Source organism: Pantoea sp. (genome assembly GCF_032114055.1).
GTDB lineage: Bacteria > Pseudomonadota > Gammaproteobacteria > Enterobacterales > Enterobacteriaceae > Pantoea.
This window is the reverse complement of sequence record NZ_DAMCTB010000005.1, coordinates 306011-329431: the sequence shown is the minus strand read 5'-3', so window position 1 is coordinate 329431 and position 23421 is coordinate 306011. Positions and strand designations below refer to the sequence as shown.

The 23421-nt window shown below is 55.4% G+C and carries 22 protein-coding genes; 10 read left to right on the top strand and 12 right to left on the bottom strand.

Translation table 11 applies throughout. The features are described 5' to 3' along the window. Positions 1–9: 9 nt before the first annotated feature. The 7 genes from pxpA to RT657_RS11505 all read right to left on the bottom strand — a co-directional run bounded on the left by pxpA (position 10) and on the right by RT657_RS11505 (position 5987). Positions 10–747 carry a 5-oxoprolinase subunit PxpA gene (pxpA, locus tag RT657_RS11535; protein WP_313654619.1) on the bottom strand — a complete coding sequence of 246 codons (738 nt, stop codon included), beginning with the start codon at positions 745–747 and terminating at the stop codon, positions 10–12. After that, positions 737–1666, bottom strand: a complete 930-nt coding sequence (gene pxpC / locus RT657_RS11530) for a 5-oxoprolinase subunit PxpC (RefSeq protein WP_313654618.1) — start codon at positions 1664–1666, stop codon at positions 737–739. The genes pxpA and pxpC overlap by 11 nt, the downstream gene beginning before the upstream one ends. Further along, the gene (gene pxpB / locus RT657_RS11525; protein ID WP_313654617.1) at positions 1660–2316 is read right to left on the bottom strand and encodes a 5-oxoprolinase subunit PxpB; all 657 of its coding nucleotides are present in this window, start codon (positions 2314–2316) and stop codon (positions 1660–1662) included. The genes pxpC and pxpB overlap by 7 nt, the downstream gene beginning before the upstream one ends. A gap of 159 nt (positions 2317–2475) precedes the next feature. Beyond that, the gene (locus tag RT657_RS11520) at positions 2476–3219 is read right to left on the bottom strand and encodes a type 2 GTP cyclohydrolase I (RefSeq protein WP_313654615.1); all 744 of its coding nucleotides are present in this window, start codon (positions 3217–3219) and stop codon (positions 2476–2478) included. A gap of 18 nt (positions 3220–3237) precedes the next feature. After that, a complete protein-coding gene (phrB, locus tag RT657_RS11515) occupies positions 3238–4662 on the bottom strand; it encodes a deoxyribodipyrimidine photo-lyase (protein ID WP_313654614.1) in 1425 nt (474 codons plus the stop codon). A 12-nt stretch (positions 4663–4674) separates the two neighbouring features. Beyond that, positions 4675–5631, bottom strand: a complete 957-nt coding sequence (locus RT657_RS11510) for a 2-thiouracil desulfurase family protein (RefSeq protein WP_313654613.1) — start codon at positions 5629–5631, stop codon at positions 4675–4677. A gap of 155 nt (positions 5632–5786) precedes the next feature. Then, positions 5787–5987: a YbfA family protein gene (locus RT657_RS11505; RefSeq protein ID WP_313654612.1), complete on the bottom strand. Its 201-nt coding sequence runs from the start codon at positions 5985–5987 to the stop codon at positions 5787–5789. Between the two features lie 256 nt (positions 5988–6243). On the opposite strand from RT657_RS11505, the gene kdpE reads away from it, so the two are divergent. After that, a complete protein-coding gene (kdpE, locus tag RT657_RS11500) occupies positions 6244–6918 on the top strand; it encodes a two-component system response regulator KdpE (RefSeq protein WP_313654611.1) in 675 nt (224 codons plus the stop codon). Positions 6919–7133: 215 nt separating this feature from the next. Here the strand turns inward: kdpE and pgm are convergent, their stop codons facing one another. Both pgm and seqA read right to left on the bottom strand, forming a co-directional pair. Next, positions 7134–8774 (bottom strand): phosphoglucomutase (alpha-D-glucose-1,6-bisphosphate-dependent), encoded by a 1641-nt coding sequence (gene pgm, locus RT657_RS11495; RefSeq protein ID WP_128085777.1) that lies wholly within the window; start codon positions 8772–8774, stop codon positions 7134–7136. Positions 8775–8801: 27 nt separating this feature from the next. Then, entirely contained in the window at positions 8802–9350 is a 549-nt protein-coding gene (seqA, locus tag RT657_RS11490; RefSeq protein ID WP_313654610.1) for a replication initiation negative regulator SeqA, read from the bottom strand. A gap of 250 nt (positions 9351–9600) precedes the next feature. Here seqA and ybfF point away from each other — a divergent pair, with 250 nt between their 5' ends. From ybfF to fur, 4 genes are all read left to right on the top strand, one after another. Then, positions 9601–10365, top strand: coding sequence for an esterase (gene ybfF / locus RT657_RS11485; RefSeq protein ID WP_313654609.1), 765 nt, complete (start codon positions 9601–9603; stop codon positions 10363–10365). A 168-nt stretch (positions 10366–10533) separates the two neighbouring features. After that, positions 10534–10809: a LexA regulated protein gene (ybfE, locus tag RT657_RS11480; RefSeq protein ID WP_003852811.1), complete on the top strand. Its 276-nt coding sequence runs from the start codon at positions 10534–10536 to the stop codon at positions 10807–10809. 132 nt (positions 10810–10941) lie between these two features. Continuing rightward, positions 10942–11472, top strand: a complete 531-nt coding sequence (gene fldA / locus RT657_RS11475; RefSeq protein ID WP_111141029.1) for a flavodoxin FldA — start codon at positions 10942–10944, stop codon at positions 11470–11472. Between the two features lie 347 nt (positions 11473–11819). Next, positions 11820–12263, top strand: a complete 444-nt coding sequence (gene fur / locus RT657_RS11470) for a ferric iron uptake transcriptional regulator (protein ID WP_128085774.1) — start codon at positions 11820–11822, stop codon at positions 12261–12263. A gap of 69 nt (positions 12264–12332) precedes the next feature. Here the strand turns inward: fur and RT657_RS11465 are convergent, their stop codons facing one another. The 3 genes from RT657_RS11465 to nagE form a co-directional block, all read right to left on the bottom strand. Next, positions 12333–12728, bottom strand: coding sequence for a hypothetical protein (locus RT657_RS11465; RefSeq protein ID WP_313654608.1), 396 nt, complete (start codon positions 12726–12728; stop codon positions 12333–12335). Positions 12729–12963: 235 nt separating this feature from the next. Next, positions 12964–14631 (bottom strand): glutamine--tRNA ligase, encoded by a 1668-nt coding sequence (gene glnS, locus RT657_RS11460; RefSeq protein WP_313654607.1) that lies wholly within the window; start codon positions 14629–14631, stop codon positions 12964–12966. 152 nt (positions 14632–14783) lie between these two features. Then, positions 14784–16811 (bottom strand): N-acetylglucosamine-specific PTS transporter subunit IIBC, encoded by a 2028-nt coding sequence (gene nagE / locus RT657_RS11455; RefSeq protein ID WP_313654605.1) that lies wholly within the window; start codon positions 16809–16811, stop codon positions 14784–14786. Between the two features lie 328 nt (positions 16812–17139). Here nagE and nagB point away from each other — a divergent pair, with 328 nt between their 5' ends. The 5 genes from nagB (at position 17140) to asnB (ending at position 23148) form a co-directional block, all read left to right on the top strand. After that, positions 17140–17940, top strand: coding sequence for a glucosamine-6-phosphate deaminase (gene nagB, locus RT657_RS11450; RefSeq protein ID WP_313654604.1), 801 nt, complete (start codon positions 17140–17142; stop codon positions 17938–17940). Between the two features lie 62 nt (positions 17941–18002). Then, the gene (nagA, locus tag RT657_RS11445; RefSeq protein WP_313654602.1) at positions 18003–19151 is read left to right on the top strand and encodes an N-acetylglucosamine-6-phosphate deacetylase; all 1149 of its coding nucleotides are present in this window, start codon (positions 18003–18005) and stop codon (positions 19149–19151) included. A 7-nt stretch (positions 19152–19158) separates the two neighbouring features. Continuing rightward, positions 19159–20379: an N-acetylglucosamine repressor gene (locus RT657_RS11440; protein WP_313654601.1), complete on the top strand. Its 1221-nt coding sequence runs from the start codon at positions 19159–19161 to the stop codon at positions 20377–20379. Positions 20380–20418: 39 nt separating this feature from the next. Then, positions 20419–21171 carry an HAD-IIA family hydrolase gene (locus RT657_RS11435; RefSeq protein ID WP_313654600.1) on the top strand — a complete coding sequence of 251 codons (753 nt, stop codon included), beginning with the start codon at positions 20419–20421 and terminating at the stop codon, positions 21169–21171. Between the two features lie 309 nt (positions 21172–21480). Next, on the top strand, positions 21481–23148 hold the full coding sequence (gene asnB / locus RT657_RS11430; RefSeq protein ID WP_313654599.1) for an asparagine synthase B: 1668 nt from the start codon (positions 21481–21483) through the stop codon (positions 23146–23148). Positions 23149–23421: the final 273 nt, after the last annotated feature.

The window sequence follows — 23421 nt, the reverse complement described above, 5'->3', positions numbered from 1 at the left end:
AGATGGTTTTCAGTCACTGGTGACGCGAATCTGCTGACGGGTAAACGCCTCACACAACCGCTGCGCAAACTGCAGGGCATGCGCGCCGTCACCATGCAGGCAGACGGTCTGCGCCTTCACCGCTACCCACTCTCCCGTGATACTTTTTACCCTGCCCTGCTGCACCATTGTCAGCGTCTGATCGATCGCCTGCTGCTCATCTTCAATCAGCGCGCCGGGTTCGCTGCGCGGCACCAGCGCGCCGGAACGGAGATAGCCCCGGTCGGCAAAGACCTCCTCCCGCGTGCGTAAGCCGTAGTGCGCCCCGGCCCGAATCGATTCGCTATTGGCCAGGCCTACCAGGATCAGCTGGCTATCGACCGCGCGGATAGCGCGGGCGATAGCGTCAGCCAGCACCGGATCGGCCGCCGCCTGGTTGTACAGCATCCCGTGGGGTTTAACGTGAACCAGCCGCGCGCCTTCGCTTTCCGCCAGCGTTTTCAGCGCGCCAATCTGGTAGATCATCTGGGCATAGACCGTTTCCGGCGGGAGCTGCATGGCGCTGCGGCCAAAGTTCTCCCGATCGGGAAAGGCGGGATGTGCACCAATCGCAACACCGGCAGCCTGTGCCCAGCGCACCGACTGCAGCATGGTCTGCGCATCACCGGCGTGAAAGCCACAGGCGATATTGGCCGAACTCACCCGTTGCAGCAGCGCCTGATCGCTGGCGCAGCCCTCACCCAGGTCGGCATTTAAATCAATCTTCATTAAGTCCCCACATCATCTGATCCAGTGCGCGCTGCTGATGCTGACGCGCCAGCATCGCGTCCGGCAGGCTGCAGTGAATAAAGTGAATTGGCTCACCCAGCCGGATTTGCGCCAGGTGATAGAGATCGGCTTCAATGACCGAGGCGATGCGCGGATAGCCGCCAGTGGTCTGTGCATCGGCCATCAGCACGATAGGCTGCCCGTTGGGCGGCACCTGAATCACGCCCGGCATCACGCCGTGTGACAGCAGTTCACGCGGACTTTCCCGCTCGAGTCTGCGTCCCTCCAGCCGGTAGCCCATGCGGTTACTCTGCGGGCTGAGTTTCCAGCCGGTGCGCCAGAACGCCTCCTGCGCTTCGCGGCTGAATTCGTGATACTCCGGGCCAGGCAGTGCGCGGATGCGGTTGCCCCACAACAGTTGCCGTACACCGGCCTGACGGTCGAACTGGCGCGTCGGTCTCCCCAGTGGAAGCCGATCGCCATCCCGCAGGGCGCGTCCGTGAAACCCGCCAAACTGCGCTTTAAGATCCGTGCTGGCAGACCCCAGCATGTCAGGGATGTCAAAACCACCGTGCACCGCCAGGTAGCTGCGCATGCCGCGCAGCGGCATCGCCAGCGACAGAACCTGACCCCGTTTTACCGGGGTACGCCAGCCTGTCCAGACCGGCTTGTCGTCAAGCTGTGCCTGGCACCCTGCGCCCGTCAGCGCAAACCAGCCGTCCCGGGTAAACTCCGCCCTGAACTGACCAAGCACGATCTCCAGCACGGCGCTGTCCGGGGCATTGCCCACCAGCATGTTAGCCGTCATCATCGCGGGCTGATCCAGAACGCCACCCGGACTGATCCCGAACTGACGCCAGCCGTATCGTCCCGCATCCTGGAGGGTGGCGGCCAGACCGGCGCGCAGAATGTTTAACATACCCCCTCCTGCTGTGGCACAAAGCGGACCCGGTCGCCGGGACGCAGCAAAACGGGCGGTTGCCGTTGCGGATCAAACAGCGCCGTGCGCGTCTGACCAATCAGCTGCCAGCCGCCCGGCGAGGCGAGCGGATAGACGCCGGTCTGGCTGCCGCCAATGCCCACCGACCCGGCGGGCACACTGATTCTGGGTTCCGCCCGACGCGGCGTGTGAAGACGCGGATCCAGCCCGCCAAGATAGGGAAATCCGGGCTGGAAGCCGATAAAGAAGACGACATATTCGCTGCTGCTGTGCAGCTCAACGACCTGGCCGGGCGTCAGCCTGGCCTGTTCCGCCACAACCGCGAGATCGGGCCCCGCCTCGCCGCCGTAGATCACCGGAATCGCGACCTCACGTGACTCTGGCAGCTGCGCGTCGCTCTCTTCCCACCAGCGCTGCAGCCGTTCAATGGCGTCCAGGGCATTCTGCTGCGGGTCACGCAGGATCAGGGTGATGTTGTTCATGCCGGGGATCACCTCCAGCACGCTGTCAGACGATTGCAGCCGCTGGTTCAGCCCCCAGATACGCTGCTGGCTCTCCAGCGAGACCGGCGGTTCCAGCTCCAGCACGACAGCGCGTTCACCCAATAAATAACATCGTGCTCGTTGCAACAGCTACCTCCCGCCTGGTTGAAATCGCGCCAGGGCGATCACATCCGATACCCGGATCGGCCCCTTGCTTATCTACTTAAAGCAAACAGTTATGCGAAAGTGACAGAGATGTGTCAACCGATTTCAGTCCTGCGCTGGCGCGCAGGACCGGGAAGAGCGTCAGGCAGGGTTAGGGATATCGATGAAGGTGACGTCCAGATCGTGATGCTGTGACAGCCAGTCGCCCAGCGCTTTCACGCCGCCCCGTTCGGTAGCGTGATGGCCTGCGGCAAAGAAGTGAATCCCCTGCTCGCGCGCACTGTGAATCGTCTGTTCAGAAACCTCGCCGGTAATATAGGCGTCGACGCCCGCCGCGGCGGCCTGGTCGATAAAGCCCTGCCCGCCTCCACTGCACCAGGCAATGCGACGAATCAGCGCAGGCGCGTTGTCACCGCAATGCAGCGGCTCGCGACCCAGCCGATCGGCGATGCGGCGGGCCAGCTGCTCGCCAGAGATCGGCTCAGCCAGCTCACCGTGGAACACCAGCGGCATCACCTCACCCCGGACGTCAATCTCCAGCAGCTTTGCCAGCTGAGCGTTGTTGCCCAGTTCAGGATGCGCGTCAAGCGGCAGGTGCCAGCCGTAGAGATTGATGTCGTTAGCCAGCAGAGTCTGCAGGCGACGGCGTTTCATGCCTTTTATTACCGCAGGCTCACTCTTCCAGAAATAACCGTGATGCACGATGATCGCATCGGCCTGACGGGCCACCGCTTCATCCAGCAGCGCCTGGCAGGCGGTCACGCCGGTAATAACGGTTTTGATCTCACTGCGTCCCTCGACCTGCAGCCCGTTGGGCGCATAATCGCTGAAGCTGTGGCTGTCGAGATGCTGATTGATCAGCCTCTCAAGTTCGTAATGGTTCATACAGGCTCCTTCGAAGCCTCAGGCGTCGCTTTTGGCGCGCTCAAAGGCGTCTAATGTCTTTTTACGTGCCGCCTTATGATCCACGATTGGTGCCGGATAATCGAGTTTCTTCTTGTGCTTCTCCGCCCACTGATGCGGCTGGTGAATATCGCTGTCGGGAACGTCGGCCAGCTCCGGCAGGTATTGACGGATAAACTCACCCTGCGGATCAAAACGTTCGCCCTGGGTGGTCGGATTGAAGATACGGAAATAGGGTGCCGCGTCCGTGCCGGTCGAGGCGGCCCACTGCCAGCCACCGTTGTTTGCGGCCAGATCGCCATCAATCAGCTGCTGCATGAAGTAGCGTTCGCCTTCGCGCCAGTCGATGAGCAGGTCCTTGACCAGGAAACTGGCCGTAATCATTCGCAGACGATTGTGCATCCAGCCGATCTGGTTCATCTGACGCATGGCCGCATCCACAATCGGAAAGCCGGTTTTACCTGCTTTCCAGGCATCAAAGTGAGCCTTGTTTTTCTGCCACCCGACGTTGCGCGTCCAGTCAACAAACGGCTGATGGCGGCAGAGCGATGGGTAAGCCACCAGCAGATGACGGTAAAACTCACGCCAGATCAGCTCGTTAAGCCAGGTAAACGCCTTGCCGTTCTCCAGTGCATCAGGATGTTCGTGCAGAACACGATGCAGACACTGGCGAGGCGACAGTACGCCAGTCGACAGATAGACAGACAGGCGACTGGTGGCGTCCAGCGCGGGCTGGTCGCGCTTAGCGGGATAATCGACCACCGGCTTACCCGCGAAATGGCGCAGCTTTTTCAGCGCAGCCTCTTCGCCTGCCGGAAACAGTTTTTCATCAAACGCTTCACTGGGGCACTCAAAGGCCGGGATCCGGGTGGTTTTCAGGGGTGCGCCCTCGCGCGCTTTCGGCGCAGGCACGCACTCCGGCAGTCCCTGCTGTAACCGGCGGACGAAGGCTTTGCTGAACGGCGTAAAGACCTTGTACATCGAGCGATCGCCGCTCTGCACACTGCCAGGTGGTAGCAGCAGACTGTCGTCGAAGCCCTGGCAGGTGACACCGGCAGCGTTGAGCCGTTTTTCGGCCTCCGCGTCGCGCTCCCGCTCGTTCACTTCATACTGATAGTTGTAGAAGAGCTGGTCGACCTTATGCTGGTCGCAGAACTTCACCAGCGCATCGACGCTGTCACCAAAGGTTTTACACGCCTTGTAATGCAGTTCGATACCGCGTTCTGCCAGTGCGCCCTGCACGGCTGTCAGGCTGGCATGAATGAATGCGGCCTGTTTTGGCGACATGTCATGCTGTTGCCATTGCTCGGGCGTGGCAAGAAAAAGCGCCATCACCTTTGCCTTGCTGTCCCGGCAGGCGGCGTGCAGCGCAAGATTATCATTAATGCGTAGATCGTTACGCAGCCAGACCAGATGGGTGGTCATACGCCTCCTGAATTACTGTCCATAGCGTAAGCGCAAAGCTTCGGGATAAGGGTCAAAATAGCGTTGCTGGGCCAGCCAGGGGTGCGGAAACTCCGCCATGTAGTGCTTGAGGATCGTGATTGGCACAAGCAGCGGCTGCGTTCCCTGACGATAGCGGTCAATCAGCGTTGCCAGTTCCTGACGCTGGGGTGAACTGAGCTGACGGCGGAAGTAGCCCTGCACATGCATCAGTACGTTGGTATGGTTACGACGTGAAGCCGGTCGGGACATCAGTGCCATCATGCGGTTGCGATACTCAAAGGCGAAAGCATCCAGTGACTCCCACTGGCTCATCGACGCGACAAAGGGCCCCAGTTCACGATATTTTTCCTGGGAGTGCGCCAGCATCATCAGTTTATAGCGGCTGTGAAAGGCGATCAGTTTGTGACGGGTCAGGCCGCTTTCCCACATTTCATTAAACTCATGCAGCGCGCAGATGCGGCCAATGAAGTTCTCACGCAGTGCGGGATCGTGCAGACGGCCATCTTCTTCCAGCGGCAACCAGGGCATCTCACGCTGGAGAAATTCCGCAAAAATGCCGGTGCCGACTTTGCGGTTATTGTTGTTATCAGGCTCGTAAACCCGCACCCGCTCCATGCCACAGCTGGGGGATTTCGCACACAGAATATAGCCAGAGAGATGGTGTAGCGATTTCACCCGTTCGGCAGACCAGGCACGCATCTCTTTTGTCACCTCTTCACCGCCATCTTTACTGAAACAGAGATGCAGTTCGTCGTCATCCTGTTTTACCAGCCGTAACGCCGGACGCGGTGTAGGCAGACCGATCGCCATTTCCGGGCAGATCGGTTCGAAGCGCACAAATGGGGTAAGATCCTGAGTCGCAAAAGTAAGACGTTTATGGCCACCATCAAACCTGACGCTGTCGCCGAGCAGGCATGCACTGATTCCAACGGGGATTTTTTTGCCCATACTTGTACAACCTCCAAAATCTTGTAGAGGTTTAAGTGTAGCGCAAAAGTGACAGGAATAAAGTCTGAATACGCAGATCCGTATCGCTTATTCTCAGAAAAAACGCAAACAAAAAGCCTGGCCAGCAGACCAGGCTTCTCTCGCAGACGGGCTGATTACCAGAACGCCCCACCGCCAGCTTCAGATTGTGCCAGCCAGACCGGTTTGGCGCTGGTTTTGCACCAGATGCGATGCAGATAACTGTAAAAACGTGCCCTGTCCTGACGGAACGCCATCACCGGCAGGGCTGATACGCCGAGAAGAATGACCAGCGTACGCCGTACGATAATTTTGTAACGTGGATAAGCCTGATACATGGTTTCTCCTCCCGGCAATGATAAGTCTGTGAATGTGATCTGTGTCTGATTTTACGCCAGATTGTGCAATTCTTCTACTCCTCTGACCACTTCTTTTCTGCTCTTTTTACTCTTTCTGAATGCACATGTTGTTATGTCAGAAACAGGTTATCGCCAGGTTACAGCGGGGTTTAAACGCTGCGGCACTAAGTACGCGGACGACAGCCTGAAATATTGGTAGAGTAACGCTTCGCTCTCCACCTAAGGCAGGTAATGCGTGGCTACGGTTTTAATCGTTGAAGATGAGAAAGAGATCCGCCGCTTTGTCCGGCTGGCACTGGAAAATGAAGATCTCAGAGTGGCAGATGCCGAAACGCTGCAGCGCGGGCTGATCGAAGCGGCGACCCGTAAGCCCGATTTGGTGATCCTCGATCTTGGCCTGCCGGATGGAGATGGGACCGCGTTTATTCGTGATCTGCGCCAGTGGAGCGCGATACCGGTCATCGTACTGTCGGCGCGCAGTGATGAGCAGGACAAAATCGCTGCGCTGGATGCGGGAGCGGATGACTATCTGACCAAACCTTTTGGCATTGGTGAACTGCTGGCGCGCGTCCGGGTCGCGTTACGCCGCCACAGCCGCCCGCAGCCGGATGCCAGAATCCATTTTGCCGACGTCAGCGTCGATCTCGCGGCGCGCCGGGTACAGCGTGGCGACAGTGAGATTCATCTCACGCCAATCGAGTTTCGCCTGTTGAGCATTCTGCTTAACAACGCCGGAAAGGTGCTGACACAGCGGCAGCTGCTGAGCCAGGTCTGGGGGCCCAATGCAGTCGAGCACAGCCACTATCTTCGGATCTATATGGGACATTTGCGGCAGAAACTGGAAGCGAATCCGACCCAGCCCGCCCATCTGCTGACCGAAACCGGCATTGGTTATCGTTTTATGCCCTGACTCAGGTGCCAGAGGCGCCGGAGTGGGTTAAGGTTCAGACTGGTTCGCGGTGACACCGGGTTCGCTCAGGGGACCGGCAAGACTGTAAAAATGTACATTAATTCAGTTGGTTGCAGCCTGACTTGTCCGGCCAGGCGTTTATCTGTCTGAAGCCTGATGCGCCGCTGTAAGCCATAAAAAAAGGCGCCCGAGGCGCCTTTTTTCTGCCCGACCAATCAGGCGTTTTTCAGCACTTCACTGACGATTTCCACCGCTTCTTTCTCGATCTGCGCGCGATGTTCCGCGCCCAGGAAGCTTTCACAGTAGATCTTATAAGCGTCTTCAGTACCTGACGGACGGGCAGCAAACCAGCCATTTTCCGTCATCACTTTCAGGCCGCCAATCGAAGCACCGTTACCCGGCGCCGCAGTCAGACGTGCGGTGATAGGATCGCCCGCCAGGGTATCCGCGCTCACCATCTCCGGTGACAGCTTCGACAGCGCGGCTTTCTGCGCAGAGGTCGCTGACGCCTGCAGACGATTGTAGCTCGGTGCGCCAAAGCGCGCGGCCAGTTCGTCGTAGTGCTCCTGCGGATTTTTACCGGTAACCGCTGTAATTTCCGCCGCCAGCAGACACATGATGATGCCATCTTTGTCGGTTGACCACGGCGTGCCGTCGAAGCGCAGGAAGGAGGCGCCTGCGCTCTCTTCGCCACCGAAACCGAAGCTGCCGTCATACAGGCCATCAACGAACCACTTGAAGCCAACCGGGACTTCGACCAGCTTACGGCCAATGTCGTTGACCACACGGTCAATCATGGCGCTGGACACCAGCGTTTTGCCGACGGCAACATCCTGGCCCCACTGTGGACGGTGCTGGAACAGGTAATTGATCGCCACGGCCAGGTAGTGGTTTGGATTCATCAGACCCGCCGGGGTTACGATGCCGTGACGGTCATAATCGGGATCGTTACCGAATGCCAGATCAAACTTGTCACGGTACGCCAGCAAGCCGGCCATGGCGCTCTCGGAGGAGCAGTCCATACGCACGACGCCATCTTTATCCAGGTGCATAAAGCGGAAGGTTTGATCGACCGCATCATTCACCAGCGTCAGATCCAGCTTGTAGTGCTCGGCAATACGCTGCCAGTAGGCAATACCCGAACCACCAAGAGGGTCAACGCCCAGCTTCAGACCGGCTTTCTGAATTGCCGGGAAGTCGATGATCTCCGCCAGACCTTCAACATAAGGCTGGATCAGATCTTTCTCGACCACATGACCGCTGGCCAGCGCCTGCTCCAGTGGCAGACGTTTCACCTCCTGCAGTCCCGCTTTCATCAGCTGATTCGCGCGATCTTCCACGACTTTCGTGACATTGGTGTCAGCCGGGCCGCCATTCGGTGGGTTGTACTTAATGCCGCCATCTTCCGGTGGGTTGTGTGACGGCGTAATGACGATGCCATCAGCCAGCGCGCCACCCGCTTTGTTGTGCTCAAGAATCGCATTCGAGATCGCAGGGGTCGGCGTATAGCCATTGTCCTGCTGCACAATCACATCGACGCCGTTGGCCGCCAGCACTTCCAGCACCGACAGCATGGCCGGTTCTGACAGCGCATGGGTGTCTTTACCGACGTAGCAGGGTCCGGTAATGCCATTCTTCTTACGCTCTTCGGCAATGGCCTGCGCGATCGCCAGAATGTGCATCTCATTGAAGCTCTGACGCCCTGCGCTGCCGCGATGGCCAGAGGTGCCAAACTTCACCGCATGTTCCGGGTTCGCCACATCGGGCTTCAGGACATAATATTGTGACGTTAACTGTGCAACATTAATCAAATCGCTCTGCTGGGCGGGTTGCCCGGCACGTGGGTGATTGGCCATTGGCGCTGCTCCCTGACGCTTATGTTTTTAGAGGGTGCCGCAAACTTTCTCGGTCAGTTCCGCCGGGAACTGCATCGAGAGCATGATGTGTTCAATCATGCTGCATTTACGACCCGTGTTGGTATTGGTGATAACCCAGTACGGTGTGCCGGGCACATGCTTCGGCTTAGTATGGGTGCCATTCTGTAACAGCGTATGCTCGTCACCTGCAAAGTAGACGCGGGTGCGGCCCTGCAGAGAGGCAGTGGCTTCAGCAAAGGCTGTGGTGTCGAGACGATAGAGCGTTGACAGGACAAGCATAAAGCGATTCACCGCCCGCTTCTGCTCCGCATATTCATCGGAGAGCAGCAGCTCACGCATCGCGCGAACACGATCCTGCGGGCGCGATCCCACAGACACAGGCTGAGACTCTTTCGCTGCATCTTGTGAAACGGCCTGCGCAGGCGAGGCACTGACCGTCTGACCGGCTGTGAACTTCAGCATGCGGCGCAGAATGTCGGATGCGCTTTCACCAATATGTTGCGTGTGGCTGGCGATATACCGGTAGAGCTCTTCGTCAACTTCGATCGTTTTCATCTTATTCCGTACGGTTCTTTCTCATGACAGAACCACCTGTTTCCTGAAAAGCCCTGAGTATAGCCAGGCGATTCAACGGATGTGCGGGTTCTAACATCAGGATTATAAAGTTAAATTCAGGCGGGTTGTTAGTAATCAAACGGTTTACGGGCAAAAGTCAGAATATGTCCTAATGCCGCCGGAACCGGCGCGCCTGAAAAGGTGAAACCATGATAACCTAAGCTCAGGTCTCAAACTTAAGAACTTTGCTATGATTTTGAACGCCCGTCTGCAAACTGAACAATCCTCTGCTGATTCCCTGCCCATTCTGCTTATTCACGGTCTGTTTGGCAGTCTGGATAACCTGGGCCTGCTGGCGCGCGGACTGAAAGATGCCGGTCCGCTGCTGCAGGCCGATGTCCGTAACCATGGACTTTCGCCCCGTTCCGACGAGATGAACTACGCTGTAATGGCGCAGGATATGGTCGACACGCTGGATGCCCATGGCATTGACCGCGTCGCCGTGATCGGTCATTCAATGGGCGGCAAAATCGCCATGACGATGAGCGCATTAATACCAGACCGCATTGAACGACTGGTAATGATCGACATCGCACCGGTGGATTATCAGACCCGCCGCCACGATGACATCTTTGCCGCTATCCGTGCGGTGACAGCCGCGGGCGTCTCTCTGCGCAGCGAGGCGGCGCGCATCATGCGTACGCTGATTGACGAAGAGGGTGTCATCCAGTTCCTGCTGAAGTCGTTTCACGAGGGCGAATGGCGCTTTAACGTGCCGGTGTTGTGGGACAACTACACAACGATTTCTGGCTGGCAGCCGGTGCCCGCGTGGTCGCATCCGGCGCTGTTTATTCGCGGCGGAAACTCCAGCTATCTGGACAATCGCTATCGTGATGCCCTGCTTCAGCAGTTTCCGGCCGCGCAGGCGCACGTCATCGGTGGCGCAGGCCACTGGGTTCATGCGGAAAAACCTGATGCTGTTCTGCGCACGGTTCGCCGATTTTTTGCGCTTTAAAAGCAAACAGATGGCGGTAAAGGTTTAGGATTGGCGTCGGGCGTAAGCGTGAAGTATGATGTCGCGCTAAAATTTTGCCGCAGGTCAGTTTTTCTGCGGCAGCGGCCAATAATTTATAATCTGCGCGGTGAGTATCTGACACCCGCACCCATTCAGTTTTACTAAGCCATGGCAAAAGAACAGACTGACCGTACGACGCTCGATCTCTTTGCTGATGAGCGCCGCCCGGGTCGACCCAAAACCAGTCCGCTTTCGCGTGATGAGCAGTTGCGCATCAACAAGCGTAATCAACTGAAACGCGATAAAGGACGCGGGCTTCGTCGTGTCGAGCTGAAAATGAACAGCGAAGCCGTCGATGCGCTCAATACGCTGGCAGAACAGCGCAACCTCAGCCGCAGCGAACTGATCGAACAGATGCTGCTGGCCCAGCTCAAACTGGATTAACGCGGGCGAATCGCACGCAGGAGCAAATGTCGAGGCTTTAACCGTTCCGCGGGTTTGTCTCGTCTGCTATTATTTGCTGAATTGTGCTTTGGCACACATCTCATCATCAGGATTTAAGAGGTTATTTTACTCATGGCACTCGTAGGCATCTTCTTTGGCAGCGATACCGGCAACACCGAAAACATTGCAAAAATGATCCAGAAACAGCTGGGTAAAGACGTTGCAGAAGTGCATGACATCGCGAAAAGCACAAAAGAAGATCTGGAAGCGTTTGATATCCTGTTGCTGGGTATTCCGACCTGGTATTACGGTGAAGCGCAGTGTGACTGGGATGACTTCTTCCCGACGCTGGAAGAGATCGATTTCAACGGTAAACTGGTTGCGCTGTTCGGCTGCGGCGACCAGGAAGATTATGCAGAGTACTTCTGTGACGCGATGGGTACGATTCGCGACATCATTGAGCCCCATGGTGCGGTCATTGTTGGCCACTGGCCGACCGAAGGCTACCACTTTGAAGCCTCAAAAGGTCTGGCTGATGATAAGCACTTCCTGGGTCTGGCTATTGATGAAGACCGCCAGCCGGAACTGACCAGCCAGCGCGTTGAGCAGTGGGTTAAGCAGATTTTCGATGAGCTGCAGCTGAAAGAGATTCTGGAAGCCTGATCCTGCATGCCTCAATGTGAGCGCCAGCTCACATTGAGGCAATGGAAATTCCTATAGAAATAATAGCCACATTTTTTTAACTTTCTCCGTTTAATCTGTAGAATACCCGCATCGATCTTCCGCGTATTTTCTCAGGCATGAAGATGAAGCGATGGTCAGACAGACTCTGCCAGAATCCTCCCCGGCCCGGTGACGCATCCCCTTTAGCCCACGACGATTCAGGCACGCCCTCTGGTTTTCATTTCATCGCTTCAGCTCTATAATGAGACGCAAATGAGAATAAGCACAGATCGACATTCAGGGCGACAAGCCACAAAAAGTGATATTAGTAACAGGACAAAATCCGCATGACTGACAACAACACCGCATTAAAGAAGGCTGGCCTGAAAGTGACGCTGCCCAGACTGAAAATTCTGGAAGTGCTTCAGGAACCTGAGTGCCATCACGTCAGTGCGGAAGATTTGTACAAACGCCTGATCGACATCGGCGAAGAAATTGGTCTGGCTACCGTCTATCGTGTTCTGAACCAGTTTGATGATGCAGGCATTGTCACGCGCCATAATTTTGAAGGCGGTAAATCTGTCTTCGAACTGACGCAGCAGCATCACCACGATCACCTGATCTGCCTGGATTGCGGCAAGGTTATTGAGTTCAGCGATGAGTCAATCGAAACGCGTCAGCGTGAAATTGCAACCCGCCATGGCATTAAGCTGACCAACCACAGCCTTTATCTCTATGGCCATTGCACAGTGGGCGACTGCCGGGAAAACGAAAACCTGCACGACCAGTAATTCTGGTGTGATTTGAAATAAAAAAACCGGTGAATGCACCGGTTTTTTTTCGTCCGTTCTGTTGCGATATCAGGCGACCAGCGTTTCCTGCAGATAACGCCAGCGCGGAATCGTACTGCTGCAGTCCAGAATGGCCAGTGAGATACGGCTCTGATTATTGCCGTTCAGCATCTGCATCTCGCGATACTGCACCGTGATCTCTTTTTCATGATGCGAAAGGATCACATGCTCGCAGGTGGCGATGCGCATCCCTTCCCGCTGGCCCTGCAACTGCCGGAAAAGATCCTCAACGTCGTTGAGGTTATACTCTTTACCCTTTGGCGTCACCATACGAAATTCGGGATGGAAATAGGACATCAGCAGCTCAAAACTGTCATCTGATCCGGCTGCCTGATTAAAAATACGTTCAATGAGCTGATGTAAAACGACGACACTGTGTCTGGCTTCCTGGGCGAGAGCGTTCATTTTTTTTCCTTCTGTAACCCGCTTTGCGGCCTCTAAAAGCGCATAGCCTACCTGAAAGTCGCTAATTCACACTCTGAAATTGATTAATTTTTTTAAACTCGGATAACTCTCACGGCGGGTACTGACGCAATTCCTCTTAACAAAGCATAAACGTCGGTAATGTTGAAAATCGGAGAAATAAAAAAGGGCGAAAAATCGCCCTTTTACCATTTTATGGGGTCGGTTCCGGAACGTTTTATTCGCCGATTTTTGCCCAGGTATCGCGAAGCCCGACGGTACGGTTAAATACCAGCTGCGACGGCTTAGAGTAAATGCTGTCGGCGCAGAAATACCCTTCGCGTTCGAACTGGAACGGTACACCCGGTTCCGCATCGCGCAGGCCCGGCTCGACGAAGCCATTTTTGATGGTCAGCGACTCAGGGTTGATGACCGCCAGGAAGTCCTCTGCCGCGCCCGGATTTGGCACACTGAACAGACGGTCATACAGGCGGAACTCTGCAGGCTGCGCATGATCCGCAGACACCCAATGAATCACCCCTTTTACCTTGCGGCCATCCGCCGGATCTTTACTCAGCGTATCAACATCGCTGGTGCAGTAGATGCAGGTAATATTACCCGCTTCATCTTTGGCAACGCGCTCAGCACGAATCACATAGGCGTTGCGCAGTCGGACCTCTTTGCCCAGCACCAGACGTTTGTACTGCTTGTTCGCCTCTTCACGAAAATCTGCCCGATCGATCCAGATTTCACGGCTGAACGGTACCTCACGCGTGCCCATCTCCGGCTTACCGGGGTGATTTGGCATGGTGATGTTTTCGTTGTAACCCGCTGGCAGATTCTCGATCACGATTTTAAGTGGATCCAGCACGGCCATGGCGCGTGGTGCGTTCTCGTTGAGATCATCGCGGATGCACGACTCCAGCGATGCCATCTCCACGATGTTATCCTGTTTAGTGACGCCAATGCGGCGGCAGAACTCACGGATAGAGGCTGCGGTATACCCCCGGCGACGCAGACCTGAGACGGTCAGCATACGCGGGTCATCCCAGCCTTCAACATGCTTCTCGGTCACCAGCTGAGTCAGTTTGCGTTTGGACATCACCGCATACTCAAGATTCAGGCGTGAGAACTCATACTGACGGGGATGGACCGGAATAGTAATGTTGTCCAGCACCCAGTCGTAGAGACGACGGTTGTCCTGGAACTCCAGCGTACAGAGCGAGTGAGTAATGCCTTCCAGCGCATCGGAGATGCAATGGGTAAAGTCATACATCGGGTAGATACACCACTTATTACCCGTCTGGTGGTGTTCCGCGAATTTGATACGGTAGAGCACCGGATCGCGCATCACAATGAAGTTTGAAGCCATGTCGATTCTGGCGCGCAGGCAGGCAGTCCCTTCAGCGAACTCACCGTTACGCATCTTTTCAAACAGCGCCAGGTTCTCTTCCACGCTGCGATCGCGATAAGGGCTGTTTTTGCCCGGCTCTTTCAGGGTACCGCGATATTCACGGATCTGGTCCGGACTCAGTTCATCGACGTAAGCGAGCCCTTTAGCGATCAGCTCAACAGCGTAGTGATAAAGCTGATCAAAATAGTCTGATGAGTAACGGACTTCACCACTCCACTCAAAACCCAGCCACTGGACGTCACGCTTAATGGATTCAACGAACTCGATATCTTCTTTGACCGGATTGGTATCGTCAAAACGCAGGTTGCATTGCCCCTGATAATCCTGGGCAATGCCAAAATTCAGACAGATCGATTTCGCATGACCAATATGCAGATAGCCATTGGGCTCTGGCGGAAAACGGGTATGCACGCTGTTGTGCTTACCGCTCGCCAAATCTTCGTCGATGATCTGACGAATAAAGTTAGTTGGGCGGGCTTCAGCCTCACTCATCTCAAAAATCCTCAATACGAATAACGGGTGATTTGTACCACGAAGTAACGGAGTATGATCCACAAAGCGTCTGAGGGAAACAACCGTTTGTTAAGCCTTTAAAACAAAAAAGGCAGGAATCGCTTCCTGCCTGTGACGTTCTGTTGCGGGGATTAACCTTTCACTTCGTAGAGCGGAGTGACACCCGCCACCACCTGCCCCTGAGCCAGCAGCGTCAGACCGGCGAAATCATCGCTGTTGCTGACCACGACCGGACTCATCATTGAGCGTGCGTTGGCGTTAAGGAAATCAAGGTCCATCTCCAGCACAGGCTGACCGGCGACCACACTGGCCCCCTCTTCCACCAGACGGGTAAAGCCTTTGCCGTCCAGCGCAACGGTATCCAGCCCCATGTGCACCACAATCTCCACGCCACTGTCCGTTTCCAGGCAGAAAGCGTGATTGGTATTAAAGATTTTCACCACTGTGCCCGCAATCGGCGCCACGACACGCTTGTCGCTGGGTTTGATCGCCAGACCATCACCTACCGCTTTGCTGGCAAAGGCTTCATCCGGCACGGCTTCCAGCGCCACGACTTCACCAGAGACCGGCGCCAGCAGGGTGGCGATAACCCGCTTCTCACTGTCCGGTACCGCCTGATGCTTAACGTCTGGCCCGGCTGGTGCACTGCCGGCGGCAGCGGCCGCAACCGGCCCTTTGGTCAGGACTTTTTTCATAGCGGACGCGATGCTTTCTGCCTGGGTGCCGACGATGATCTGCACGTTCTGTTTATTGAGACGGATCACGCCAGATGCCCCGAGACGTTTCGCAACACCCTCATTCACCTGGGCGGAATCGTTCACGTTAAGACGCAGACGGGTAATACAGGCGTCGATACCGGTTAAATTCGTCGATCCCCCCACCGCACCGATGTAGCGACGCGCCAGAGATTCCGTTGCCGTTTCACCATTATCCGTGTTGTCGACATTGACGTCATAGCCATCACTTTCGTCACCCGCTACCGCCAGCTCACGGCCCGGCGTCATCAGGTTGAATTTCTTGATGGTAAAGCGGAAAACGACATAGTAGAGGGCGAAGAATACCAGCCCCTGCGGGATCAGCATGTACCAGTGGGTCGCCAGCGGGTTACGGGTCGACAGCACCATATCCACCAGCCCGGCGCTGAAACCAAATCCGGCGATCCAGTGCATGCTGGCAGCAATGAAGACGGAGATTCCGGTCAGCACCGCATGAATCAGATAAAGTACCGGGGCCACGAACATGAAGGAGAACTCCAGCGGTTCGGTGATGCCGGTAAAGAAGGCTGCAAAGGCCGCAGCCAGCATAATACTTCCGACTTTGACACGGTTTTCAGGGCGCGCGCAGTGATAAATAGCCAGCGCGGCACCTGGCAGACCAAACATCATAATCGGGAAGAAGCCCGCCTGATAACGGCCGGTAATGCCGACCGTTGCCGAGCCGTTAGCCAGGGATTGAGCGCCGCCCAGGAATTTAGGGATGTCATTAATCCCCGCGACATCAAACCAGAACACCGAATTCAGGGCGTGATGCAGACCTACCGGAATCAGCAGACGGTTAAAGAAGGCGTAGATACCCGCTCCGGCAGAGCCGAGTTTCTGGATATGTTCACCAAAGCCGACCAGACCATTAAAGATAACCGGCCAGATGTACATCAGGATAAAGGCGACCAGGATCATCAAAAATGAGACCAGGATCGGCACCAGCCGGCGTCCGCTAAAGAAGGAGAGCGCCTTTGGCAGTTCGACATGGCTGAAGCGGTTATAAACCTCTGCTGACAAAATCCCGACCAGAATGCCGACAAACTGGTTATCGATTTTGTTAAAAGCAGCAGGCACCTGATCTAAAGGCATTTTCTGGATCATTGACACCGCTGCGGGTGAGCAGAGCGTAGTGACGACCAGAAAGCCCACAAAGCCAGACAGTGCGGCGGCACCATCTTTGTCTTTTGACATGCCGTAGGCGATACCGATCGCAAACAGCACTGACATGTGGTCAATAATTGCCGAACCGGATTTAATCAGCAACGCGGCCAGTGCATTACCTGCGCCCCAGCTATCAGGGTCAATCCAGTAACCGACCCCCATCAGAATTGCTGCTGCTGGCAGGGTTGCTACCGGCACCATCAGTGCACGCCCCACCTTCTGTAAGTAACCTAGCATAACCCCTTCCCCCTATGGACCTGACTTGTCGCTTTGCGCCGCTTAATGTTGTTATGTCAGCTGCAAAGATCGTTTAACCACTTCATATCACGCTGCGAAGTGTACTGATAAATTAATTCGCCTCGCAAATTAAAACCCCGTTAAGTGTGATTTTTATCACTAAAAAACATTGCATATCCCGTCAACATGTAGTCATGTCCGCGAACTTATTTTATCATTCAAAATATTGAATTCTGCATGCGTCGTCGCGAGAATAAGCCTCCGGTTCGGGCTGACAGATAACGCAACGGCTTAGCACTCCCTTTACTGATTTCAATTGAGGTGAAATATGAGACTGATTCCTTTAGCGACCCCGACTCAGGTAGGCAAATGGGCTGCCCGACACATCGTTAACCGCATCAACGCATTTAACCCGACCGCGGACAGGCCGTTTGTTCTGGGGCTGCCGACTGGCGGTACGCCACTGGAGGCGTACAAACACCTGATCGATATGCACAAAACGGGCCAGGTCAGTTTTAAACATGTCGTCACGTTCAATATGGATGAATATGTTGGCCTGCCAAAAGAGCACCCGGAAAGTTATCACAGCTTCATGTATCGCAACTTCTTCGATCATGTTGATATTCAACCGGAAAATATCAACCTGCTGAATGGTAATGCACCCGATATTGACGCAGAATGTCGCCAGTACGAAGAGAAAATTCGCGCGCTGGGTAAAATACACCTGTTTATGGGCGGTGTCGGCAATGATGGCCATATCGCCTTTAACGAACCGGCTTCGTCGCTGGCTTCCCGCACCCGCATTAAAACGCTGACCCATGACACCCGCGTGGCGAACTCTCGCTTCTTCAACGGCGACGTTGATCAGGTGCCTAAATATGCGCTGACGGTGGGCGTCGGCACGCTGCTGGATGCCGAAGAAGTGATGATTCTGGTGACCGGCCATGTGAAAGCGCAGGCCCTGCAGGCGGCGGTCGAAGGCAACGTCAACCACATGTGGACCATCAGTTGTCTGCAGCTTCACGCAAAATCGGTGGTGGTGTGTGATGAACCCGCCACCATGGAACTGAAAGTGAAAACCGTGAAATATTTCCGCGAAATGGAAGCGGAAAATATGAAAGGCGTGTAACAGAACATTGCCATACCCTGCTGTTACCCTGAGTGACGGCAGGCCTGGACGGGAGAAAAGAGATGTACGCATTAGTAAACGGTCGAATCTACAGCGGCCACGAGGTTCTGGATAATCACGCGATCGTGATTGCTGACGGACGGATTGCGCGCGTCTGCCCGCGCGAGGCGCTCCCGGCCACGGTTGAGCAGCGGGATATGGCAGGTGCGATGATTGCGCCTGGCTTTATCGATCTCCAGCTCAATGGCTGCGGCGGTGTACAGTTTAATGACAGCCTTGAGGCACTCAGCATAGAAACACTGGAAACGATGCAGCGCGCGAATGAGAAGTCCGGCTGCACCAGCTTTTTACCCACGCTCATCACCAGCAGCGACGCCCTGATGAAACGGGCGATTGAAACCATGCGGGCCTATCTGCAGAAACATCAGCATCAGGCGCTGGGCCTGCATCTGGAAGGTCCCTGGCTGAGCAAGGCAAAAAAAGGCACACACGATCCGGCGCTGATTCGCCTGCCCGATGCAGAGATGGTGGACTACCTCTGCGCCAATGCGGACGTCATCACTAAAGTGACTCTGGCGCCCGAGAATGCCGGCAGCGAAGTGATTCGTCAGCTGACCGACGCCGGAATCATTGTTTCAGCTGGCCACTCAAATGCGACCTATGAGGAGGCGAAAGCAGGTTTTTCTGCGGGGATCCGGTTCGCCACGCATCTCTATAATGCGATGCCCGCCTTTGCCGGACGCGAACCGGGCCTGATCGGTGCGCTGTTTGATGCGCCTGATGTATACTGCGGCATCATTGCAGATGGTTTACATGTACATTACGCTAACGTGCGCAATGCAAAGCGCATTAAAGGTGACAAACTGGTGCTGGTAACCGATGCCACCGCACCCGCAGGCGCCGCCATCAGCGAGTTTATTTTTGCAGGCAAAACAATCTACTATCGTGACGGGCTCTGTGTTGACGAGAACGGCACACTGAGCGGTTCTGCCCTGACGATGATAGAAGCCGTACAGAACAGCGTTGAACATGTGGGTATCGCACTGGATGAAGCGTTACGCATGGCAACACTCTACCCGGCACGGGCGATGGGCGTGGAAAGGCAGTTGGGCTCGATCGAAGCAGGAAAAATCGCGAACCTGACTGTGTTTACGCGCGACTTTAAAATCATTAAGACGTTTGTCAACGGAGACGACGTCCTGAGCGAGTAAGCACTGAATGACCACTGGCGGCCAGTCACAAATAGGAAATGTCGATCTTGTTAAGCAACTTAATAGCGCAGCGGTTTATCGGCTGATTGACCAGCAGGGGCCGATATCGCGCATTCAGATTGCCGAATTCAGCCAGCTCGCGCCCGCCAGCGTCACAAAAATTACCCGCCAGTTAATCGAGCGCGGCCTGATCAAAGAGGTAGACCAGCAGGCGTCTACCGGCGGTCGACGCGCCATCTCAATCATTACTGAAACCCGCCATTTTCACACCATCGGCGTCCGGCTCGGACGCTACGATGCGACCCTGACCCTGTTCGATCTGGGCGGTAAATCGCTGGCGCAGGAAGATTATGCTCTGCCGGAACGCACTCAGGAGACGCTGGAACATGCGCTGTTCAACGCTATTGCCAGCTTTACTGAGCAGCACCAGCGGAAAATCCGTGAATTAATCGCGATTTCGGTCATCCTGCCCGGCCTGGTTGATCCGGTAAATGGCGTGATCCGCTACATGCCACATATTGCGGTCAGCCACTGGCCGCTCGTCGCCAGCCTGCAGAAACGGTTTAACGTTACCAGCTTTGTCGGTCACGATATTCGCAGCCTGGCGCTGGCCGAGCACTACTTCGGTGCAAGCCGCGACTGTGCGGACTCGATTCTGGTGCGCTTACATCGCGGCACCGGGGCGGGCATTATTGCCAATGGCCATATTTTTCTCGGCAGCAACGGTAACGTGGGCGAGATCGGCCATATTCAGGTCGATCCCCTCGGCGAGCGCTGCCACTGTGGCAACTTTGGCTGTCTTGAAACGATTGCGGCTAATGGTGCCATTGAGAATCGGGTACGGCATCTGCTGAATCAGGGCTATCCCAGCGTGCTGACGCTGGAAGCGTGCCAGATGGCCCATATCTGCAAAGCGGCCAATCAGGGCGATGCGCTGGCCTGCGAAGTGGTTGAGCACGTTGGCCGCTATCTTGGCAAAGCGATCGCGATTGCCATCAACCTGTTCAATCCACAAAAAGTGGTGCTGGCAGGTGAGATCACCGAGGCTGAAAAAGTGCTGCTGCCCGCCATTGAGGGTTGTATCAACACCCAGGCCCTGGCGGCGTTCCGTAAGAATCTGCCCGTCGTGCGCTCCACCCTCGATCATCGCTCGGCAATTGGCGCGTTTGCGCTGGCTAAACGTGCCATGCTTAACGGCATTCTGCTGCAACATCTTCTGGAAGACTAAGCTCACCCGCTGCTGTGGCGGGCCACATCGGATCTGACTATGACCATTAAAAGCGTAATTTGTGATATCGATGGCGTGCTGATGCACGACAACACGGCCGTTCCCGGCGCACAGGAGTTTTTACAGCGTATTCTGGCCAAAGAGATGCCGCTGGTGGTGCTGACGAACTATCCCTCGCAAACCGAGCAGGATTTAGCGAATCGTTTTGCTTCGGCGGGCGTCGACGTGCCGGAATCCGTTTTCTACACCTCCGCTATGGCTACCGCCGACTTCCTGCGCCGTCAGGAGGGCAAAAAGGCCTATGTGATTGGTGAAGGTGCGCTGATTCATGAACTCTATAAAGCCGGCTTTACCATTACCGATGTGAATCCCGATTTTGTGATTGTGGGCGAAACGCGCTCGTTCAACTGGGACATGATGCATAAAGCGGCCTTTTTTGTGGCCAGCGGCGCCCGCTTTATCGCCACCAACCCGGACACCCACGCGCGCGGGTTTATCCCCGCCTGTGGCGCACTTTGTGCGGGTATCGAGAAAATATCGGGCCGCAGCCCGTTCGTGGTCGGCAAACCCAGCCCCTATATCATGCGCGCCGCGCTGAACAAAATGCAGGCCCACTCCGAAGAGACGGTCATCGTCGGGGACAATCTGCGCACGGATATTCTCGCCGGGTTCCAGGCCGGTCTGGAGACGGTACTGGTGCTGTCAGGCGTCTCGACGCTGAGCGATATTGACGCCATGCCGTTCCGGCCGGACTGGATCTACCCTTCTGTCGCCGATATTGACCTGTTCTGATTCCTTTTACTTATGGCGCATCTGATTGTGATGTGATGCGTCTCCCCTTTTTCTCCTTTTCTGCCCCCTTTTTCCGCCTGTTTTTTGCGCAAAAAATGCCAGCACACTGACGATTCGATAATAAAAAAGGCATTTAATTATGGTTTATTCAAATTTTGCGCCATGCTAACAATATTTTTATCAGTAAATCACGATTCCTCTTGCATTGATCACACCAAATAGCGCATTTTCTTATGTATCACGCAGCGTCAGGCTGCCGGACAAACGGTAAAAGATAACATCGCCGTAAGGCGAGATCAGGAGTCAGTTATGTGTTCAATCTTTGGTGTGCTGGATCTGAAAAGCGATCCTGTTGAGCTGCGCAAGAAAGCGCTGGAGTGTTCACGCTTAATGCGTCATCGCGGCCCGGACTGGTCAGGCGTCTACGCCGATGACCATGCTATTCTGGCGCATGAACGTCTCTCAATTGTTGACGTTAACAACGGCGCACAGCCGCTCTATAACGCTGACCACACCCACGTACTGGCGGTTAACGGTGAGATCTACAACCATCAGGCGCTGCGCGCAGAACTCAGCGATCGCTACGCGTTCCAGACCGGTTCTGACTGTGAAGTGATCCTGGCGCTTTATCAGGAAAAAGGTGTCGATTTCCTCGACGAGCTGGAAGGCATGTTCGCTTTTATCCTCTATGACAGCGTGAAACAGACCTATCTGATTGGTCGCGACCATATCGGCATCATTCCGCTCTATATGGGCAACGATGAGCACGGCAACCTCTATGTCGCGTCAGAGATGAAAGCCCTGGTGCCGGTCTGCCGTTCCATCAAAGAGTTTCCGCCGGGAAGCTACCTCTCCAGCACCGATGGCGAAATCCGTCGTTACTGGCAGCGTGACTGGATGGAATACAAAAACGTTGAGCACAACACCACCGACGCCGCCGGTCTGAAACATGCGCTGGAAGAGTCGGTGAAGAGCCACCTGATGTCCGATGTGCCTTACGGCGTACTGCTGTCGGGCGGTCTGGACTCCTCGATCATCTCTGCCGTGACCAAGCGTTTCGCCGCTAAGCGCGTTGAAGATCAGGATAAAAGTGATGCGTGGTGGCCTCAGCTGCACTCTTTCGCGGTCGGACTGGAAGGTTCACCCGATCTGAAAGCGGCGAAATCTGTGGCGGAGCATCTGGGCACCGTTCACCATGAAATTCATTTCACCGTTCAGGAAGGTCTGGATGCGATTCGCGATGTGATCTACCACATCGAGACCTATGACGTCACCACCATCCGGGCATCGACACCGATGTACCTGATGTCACGTAAGATCAAGGCGATGGGCATCAAGATGGTGCTGTCGGGCGAAGGCGCAGACGAAGTATTTGGTGGCTATCTCTACTTCCATAAAGCGCCGAATGCCAAAGAGTTTCACGAAGAAAACGTGCGCAAACTGCAGGCGCTGCACATGTTTGACTGCGCCCGTGCCAACAAGGCGATGTCCGCCTGGGGTGTGGAAGCGCGCGTGCCGTTCCTGGATAAAAAATTCCTGGATGTGGCGATGCGTATCAACCCGGCCGATAAGATGTGCGGCAGCAACGGCAAAATGGAGAAGCACATTCTGCGTGAATGTTTCTCCTCTTATCTGCCAGAGAGCGTGGCGTGGCGACAGAAAGAGCAGTTCTCGGATGGCGTGGGCTACAGCTGGATCGACTCCCTGAAAGAAGTGGCCGCGAAGCAAATCAGCGACCAGCAGCTGGCGACCGCCCATTTCCGCTTCCCGTTCAACACGCCGGGTTCGAAAGAAGCCTATCTCTACCGTGAGATTTTCGAAGAGCTGTTCCCGTTAGCCAGCGCGGCAGAGTGTGTACCGGGCGGCCCATCGGTGGCCTGTTCGTCTGCTAAAGCGATTGAATGGGACGAAGCGTTTAAAAACATGGATGACCCATCAGGCCGTGCGGTCGGTGTGCATCAGTCCGCCTATAAATAAGCAAACAGAAAGACGTCAGAATGGGCCCGCTGCGGCCCATTTTTTTTGACGATCGGCATTGTATTCACTGGAAAATTGCCGAATAAACACCCAGGCTGGTTATAAGCCAGTCAAACAGCGATTATCTGGCAAAAATCGTTAAAAAAATGGTTGACGCTGTCAGGTCAACTCCGCATAATGCGCCCCGCAACGCCGATGAAGGTAACGCGAAAAAAAGATGGCTACGTAGCTCAGCTGGTTAGAGCACAGCACTCATAATGCTGGGGTCACAGG

Excerpts from the sequence above, each read along its gene's own strand:
- seqA (WP_313654610.1), bottom strand. The coding sequence starts at position 9,350 with ATGAAAACGATCGAAGTTGACGAAGAGCTCTACCGGTATATCGCCAGC.
- RT657_RS11435 (WP_313654600.1), top strand. The coding sequence starts at position 20,419 with ATGACCATTAAAAGCGTAATTTGTGATATCGATGGCGTGCTGATGCAC.
- nagB (WP_313654604.1), top strand. The coding sequence starts at position 17,140 with ATGAGACTGATTCCTTTAGCGACCCCGACTCAGGTAGGCAAATGGGCT.
- ybfF (WP_313654609.1), top strand. The coding sequence starts at position 9,601 with ATGATTTTGAACGCCCGTCTGCAAACTGAACAATCCTCTGCTGATTCC.
- fldA (WP_111141029.1), top strand. The coding sequence starts at position 10,942 with ATGGCACTCGTAGGCATCTTCTTTGGCAGCGATACCGGCAACACCGAA.
- glnS (WP_313654607.1), bottom strand. The coding sequence starts at position 14,631 with ATGAGTGAGGCTGAAGCCCGCCCAACTAACTTTATTCGTCAGATCATC.
- ybfE (WP_003852811.1), top strand. The coding sequence starts at position 10,534 with ATGGCAAAAGAACAGACTGACCGTACGACGCTCGATCTCTTTGCTGAT.
- RT657_RS11440 (WP_313654601.1), top strand. The coding sequence starts at position 19,159 with ATGACCACTGGCGGCCAGTCACAAATAGGAAATGTCGATCTTGTTAAG.
- pgm (WP_128085777.1), bottom strand. The coding sequence starts at position 8,774 with ATGGCCAATCACCCACGTGCCGGGCAACCCGCCCAGCAGAGCGATTTG.
- RT657_RS11465 (WP_313654608.1), bottom strand. The coding sequence starts at position 12,728 with ATGAACGCTCTCGCCCAGGAAGCCAGACACAGTGTCGTCGTTTTACAT.
- RT657_RS11520 (WP_313654615.1), bottom strand. The coding sequence starts at position 3,219 with ATGAACCATTACGAACTTGAGAGGCTGATCAATCAGCATCTCGACAGC.
- phrB (WP_313654614.1), bottom strand. The coding sequence starts at position 4,662 with ATGACCACCCATCTGGTCTGGCTGCGTAACGATCTACGCATTAATGAT.
- asnB (WP_313654599.1), top strand. The coding sequence starts at position 21,481 with ATGTGTTCAATCTTTGGTGTGCTGGATCTGAAAAGCGATCCTGTTGAG.
- nagE (WP_313654605.1), bottom strand. The coding sequence starts at position 16,811 with ATGCTAGGTTACTTACAGAAGGTGGGGCGTGCACTGATGGTGCCGGTA.
- fur (WP_128085774.1), top strand. The coding sequence starts at position 11,820 with ATGACTGACAACAACACCGCATTAAAGAAGGCTGGCCTGAAAGTGACG.
- RT657_RS11510 (WP_313654613.1), bottom strand. The coding sequence starts at position 5,631 with ATGGGCAAAAAAATCCCCGTTGGAATCAGTGCATGCCTGCTCGGCGAC.
- RT657_RS11505 (WP_313654612.1), bottom strand. The coding sequence starts at position 5,987 with ATGTATCAGGCTTATCCACGTTACAAAATTATCGTACGGCGTACGCTG.
- nagA (WP_313654602.1), top strand. The coding sequence starts at position 18,003 with ATGTACGCATTAGTAAACGGTCGAATCTACAGCGGCCACGAGGTTCTG.
- pxpA (WP_313654619.1), bottom strand. The coding sequence starts at position 747 with ATGAAGATTGATTTAAATGCCGACCTGGGTGAGGGCTGCGCCAGCGAT.
- pxpC (WP_313654618.1), bottom strand. The coding sequence starts at position 1,666 with ATGTTAAACATTCTGCGCGCCGGTCTGGCCGCCACCCTCCAGGATGCG.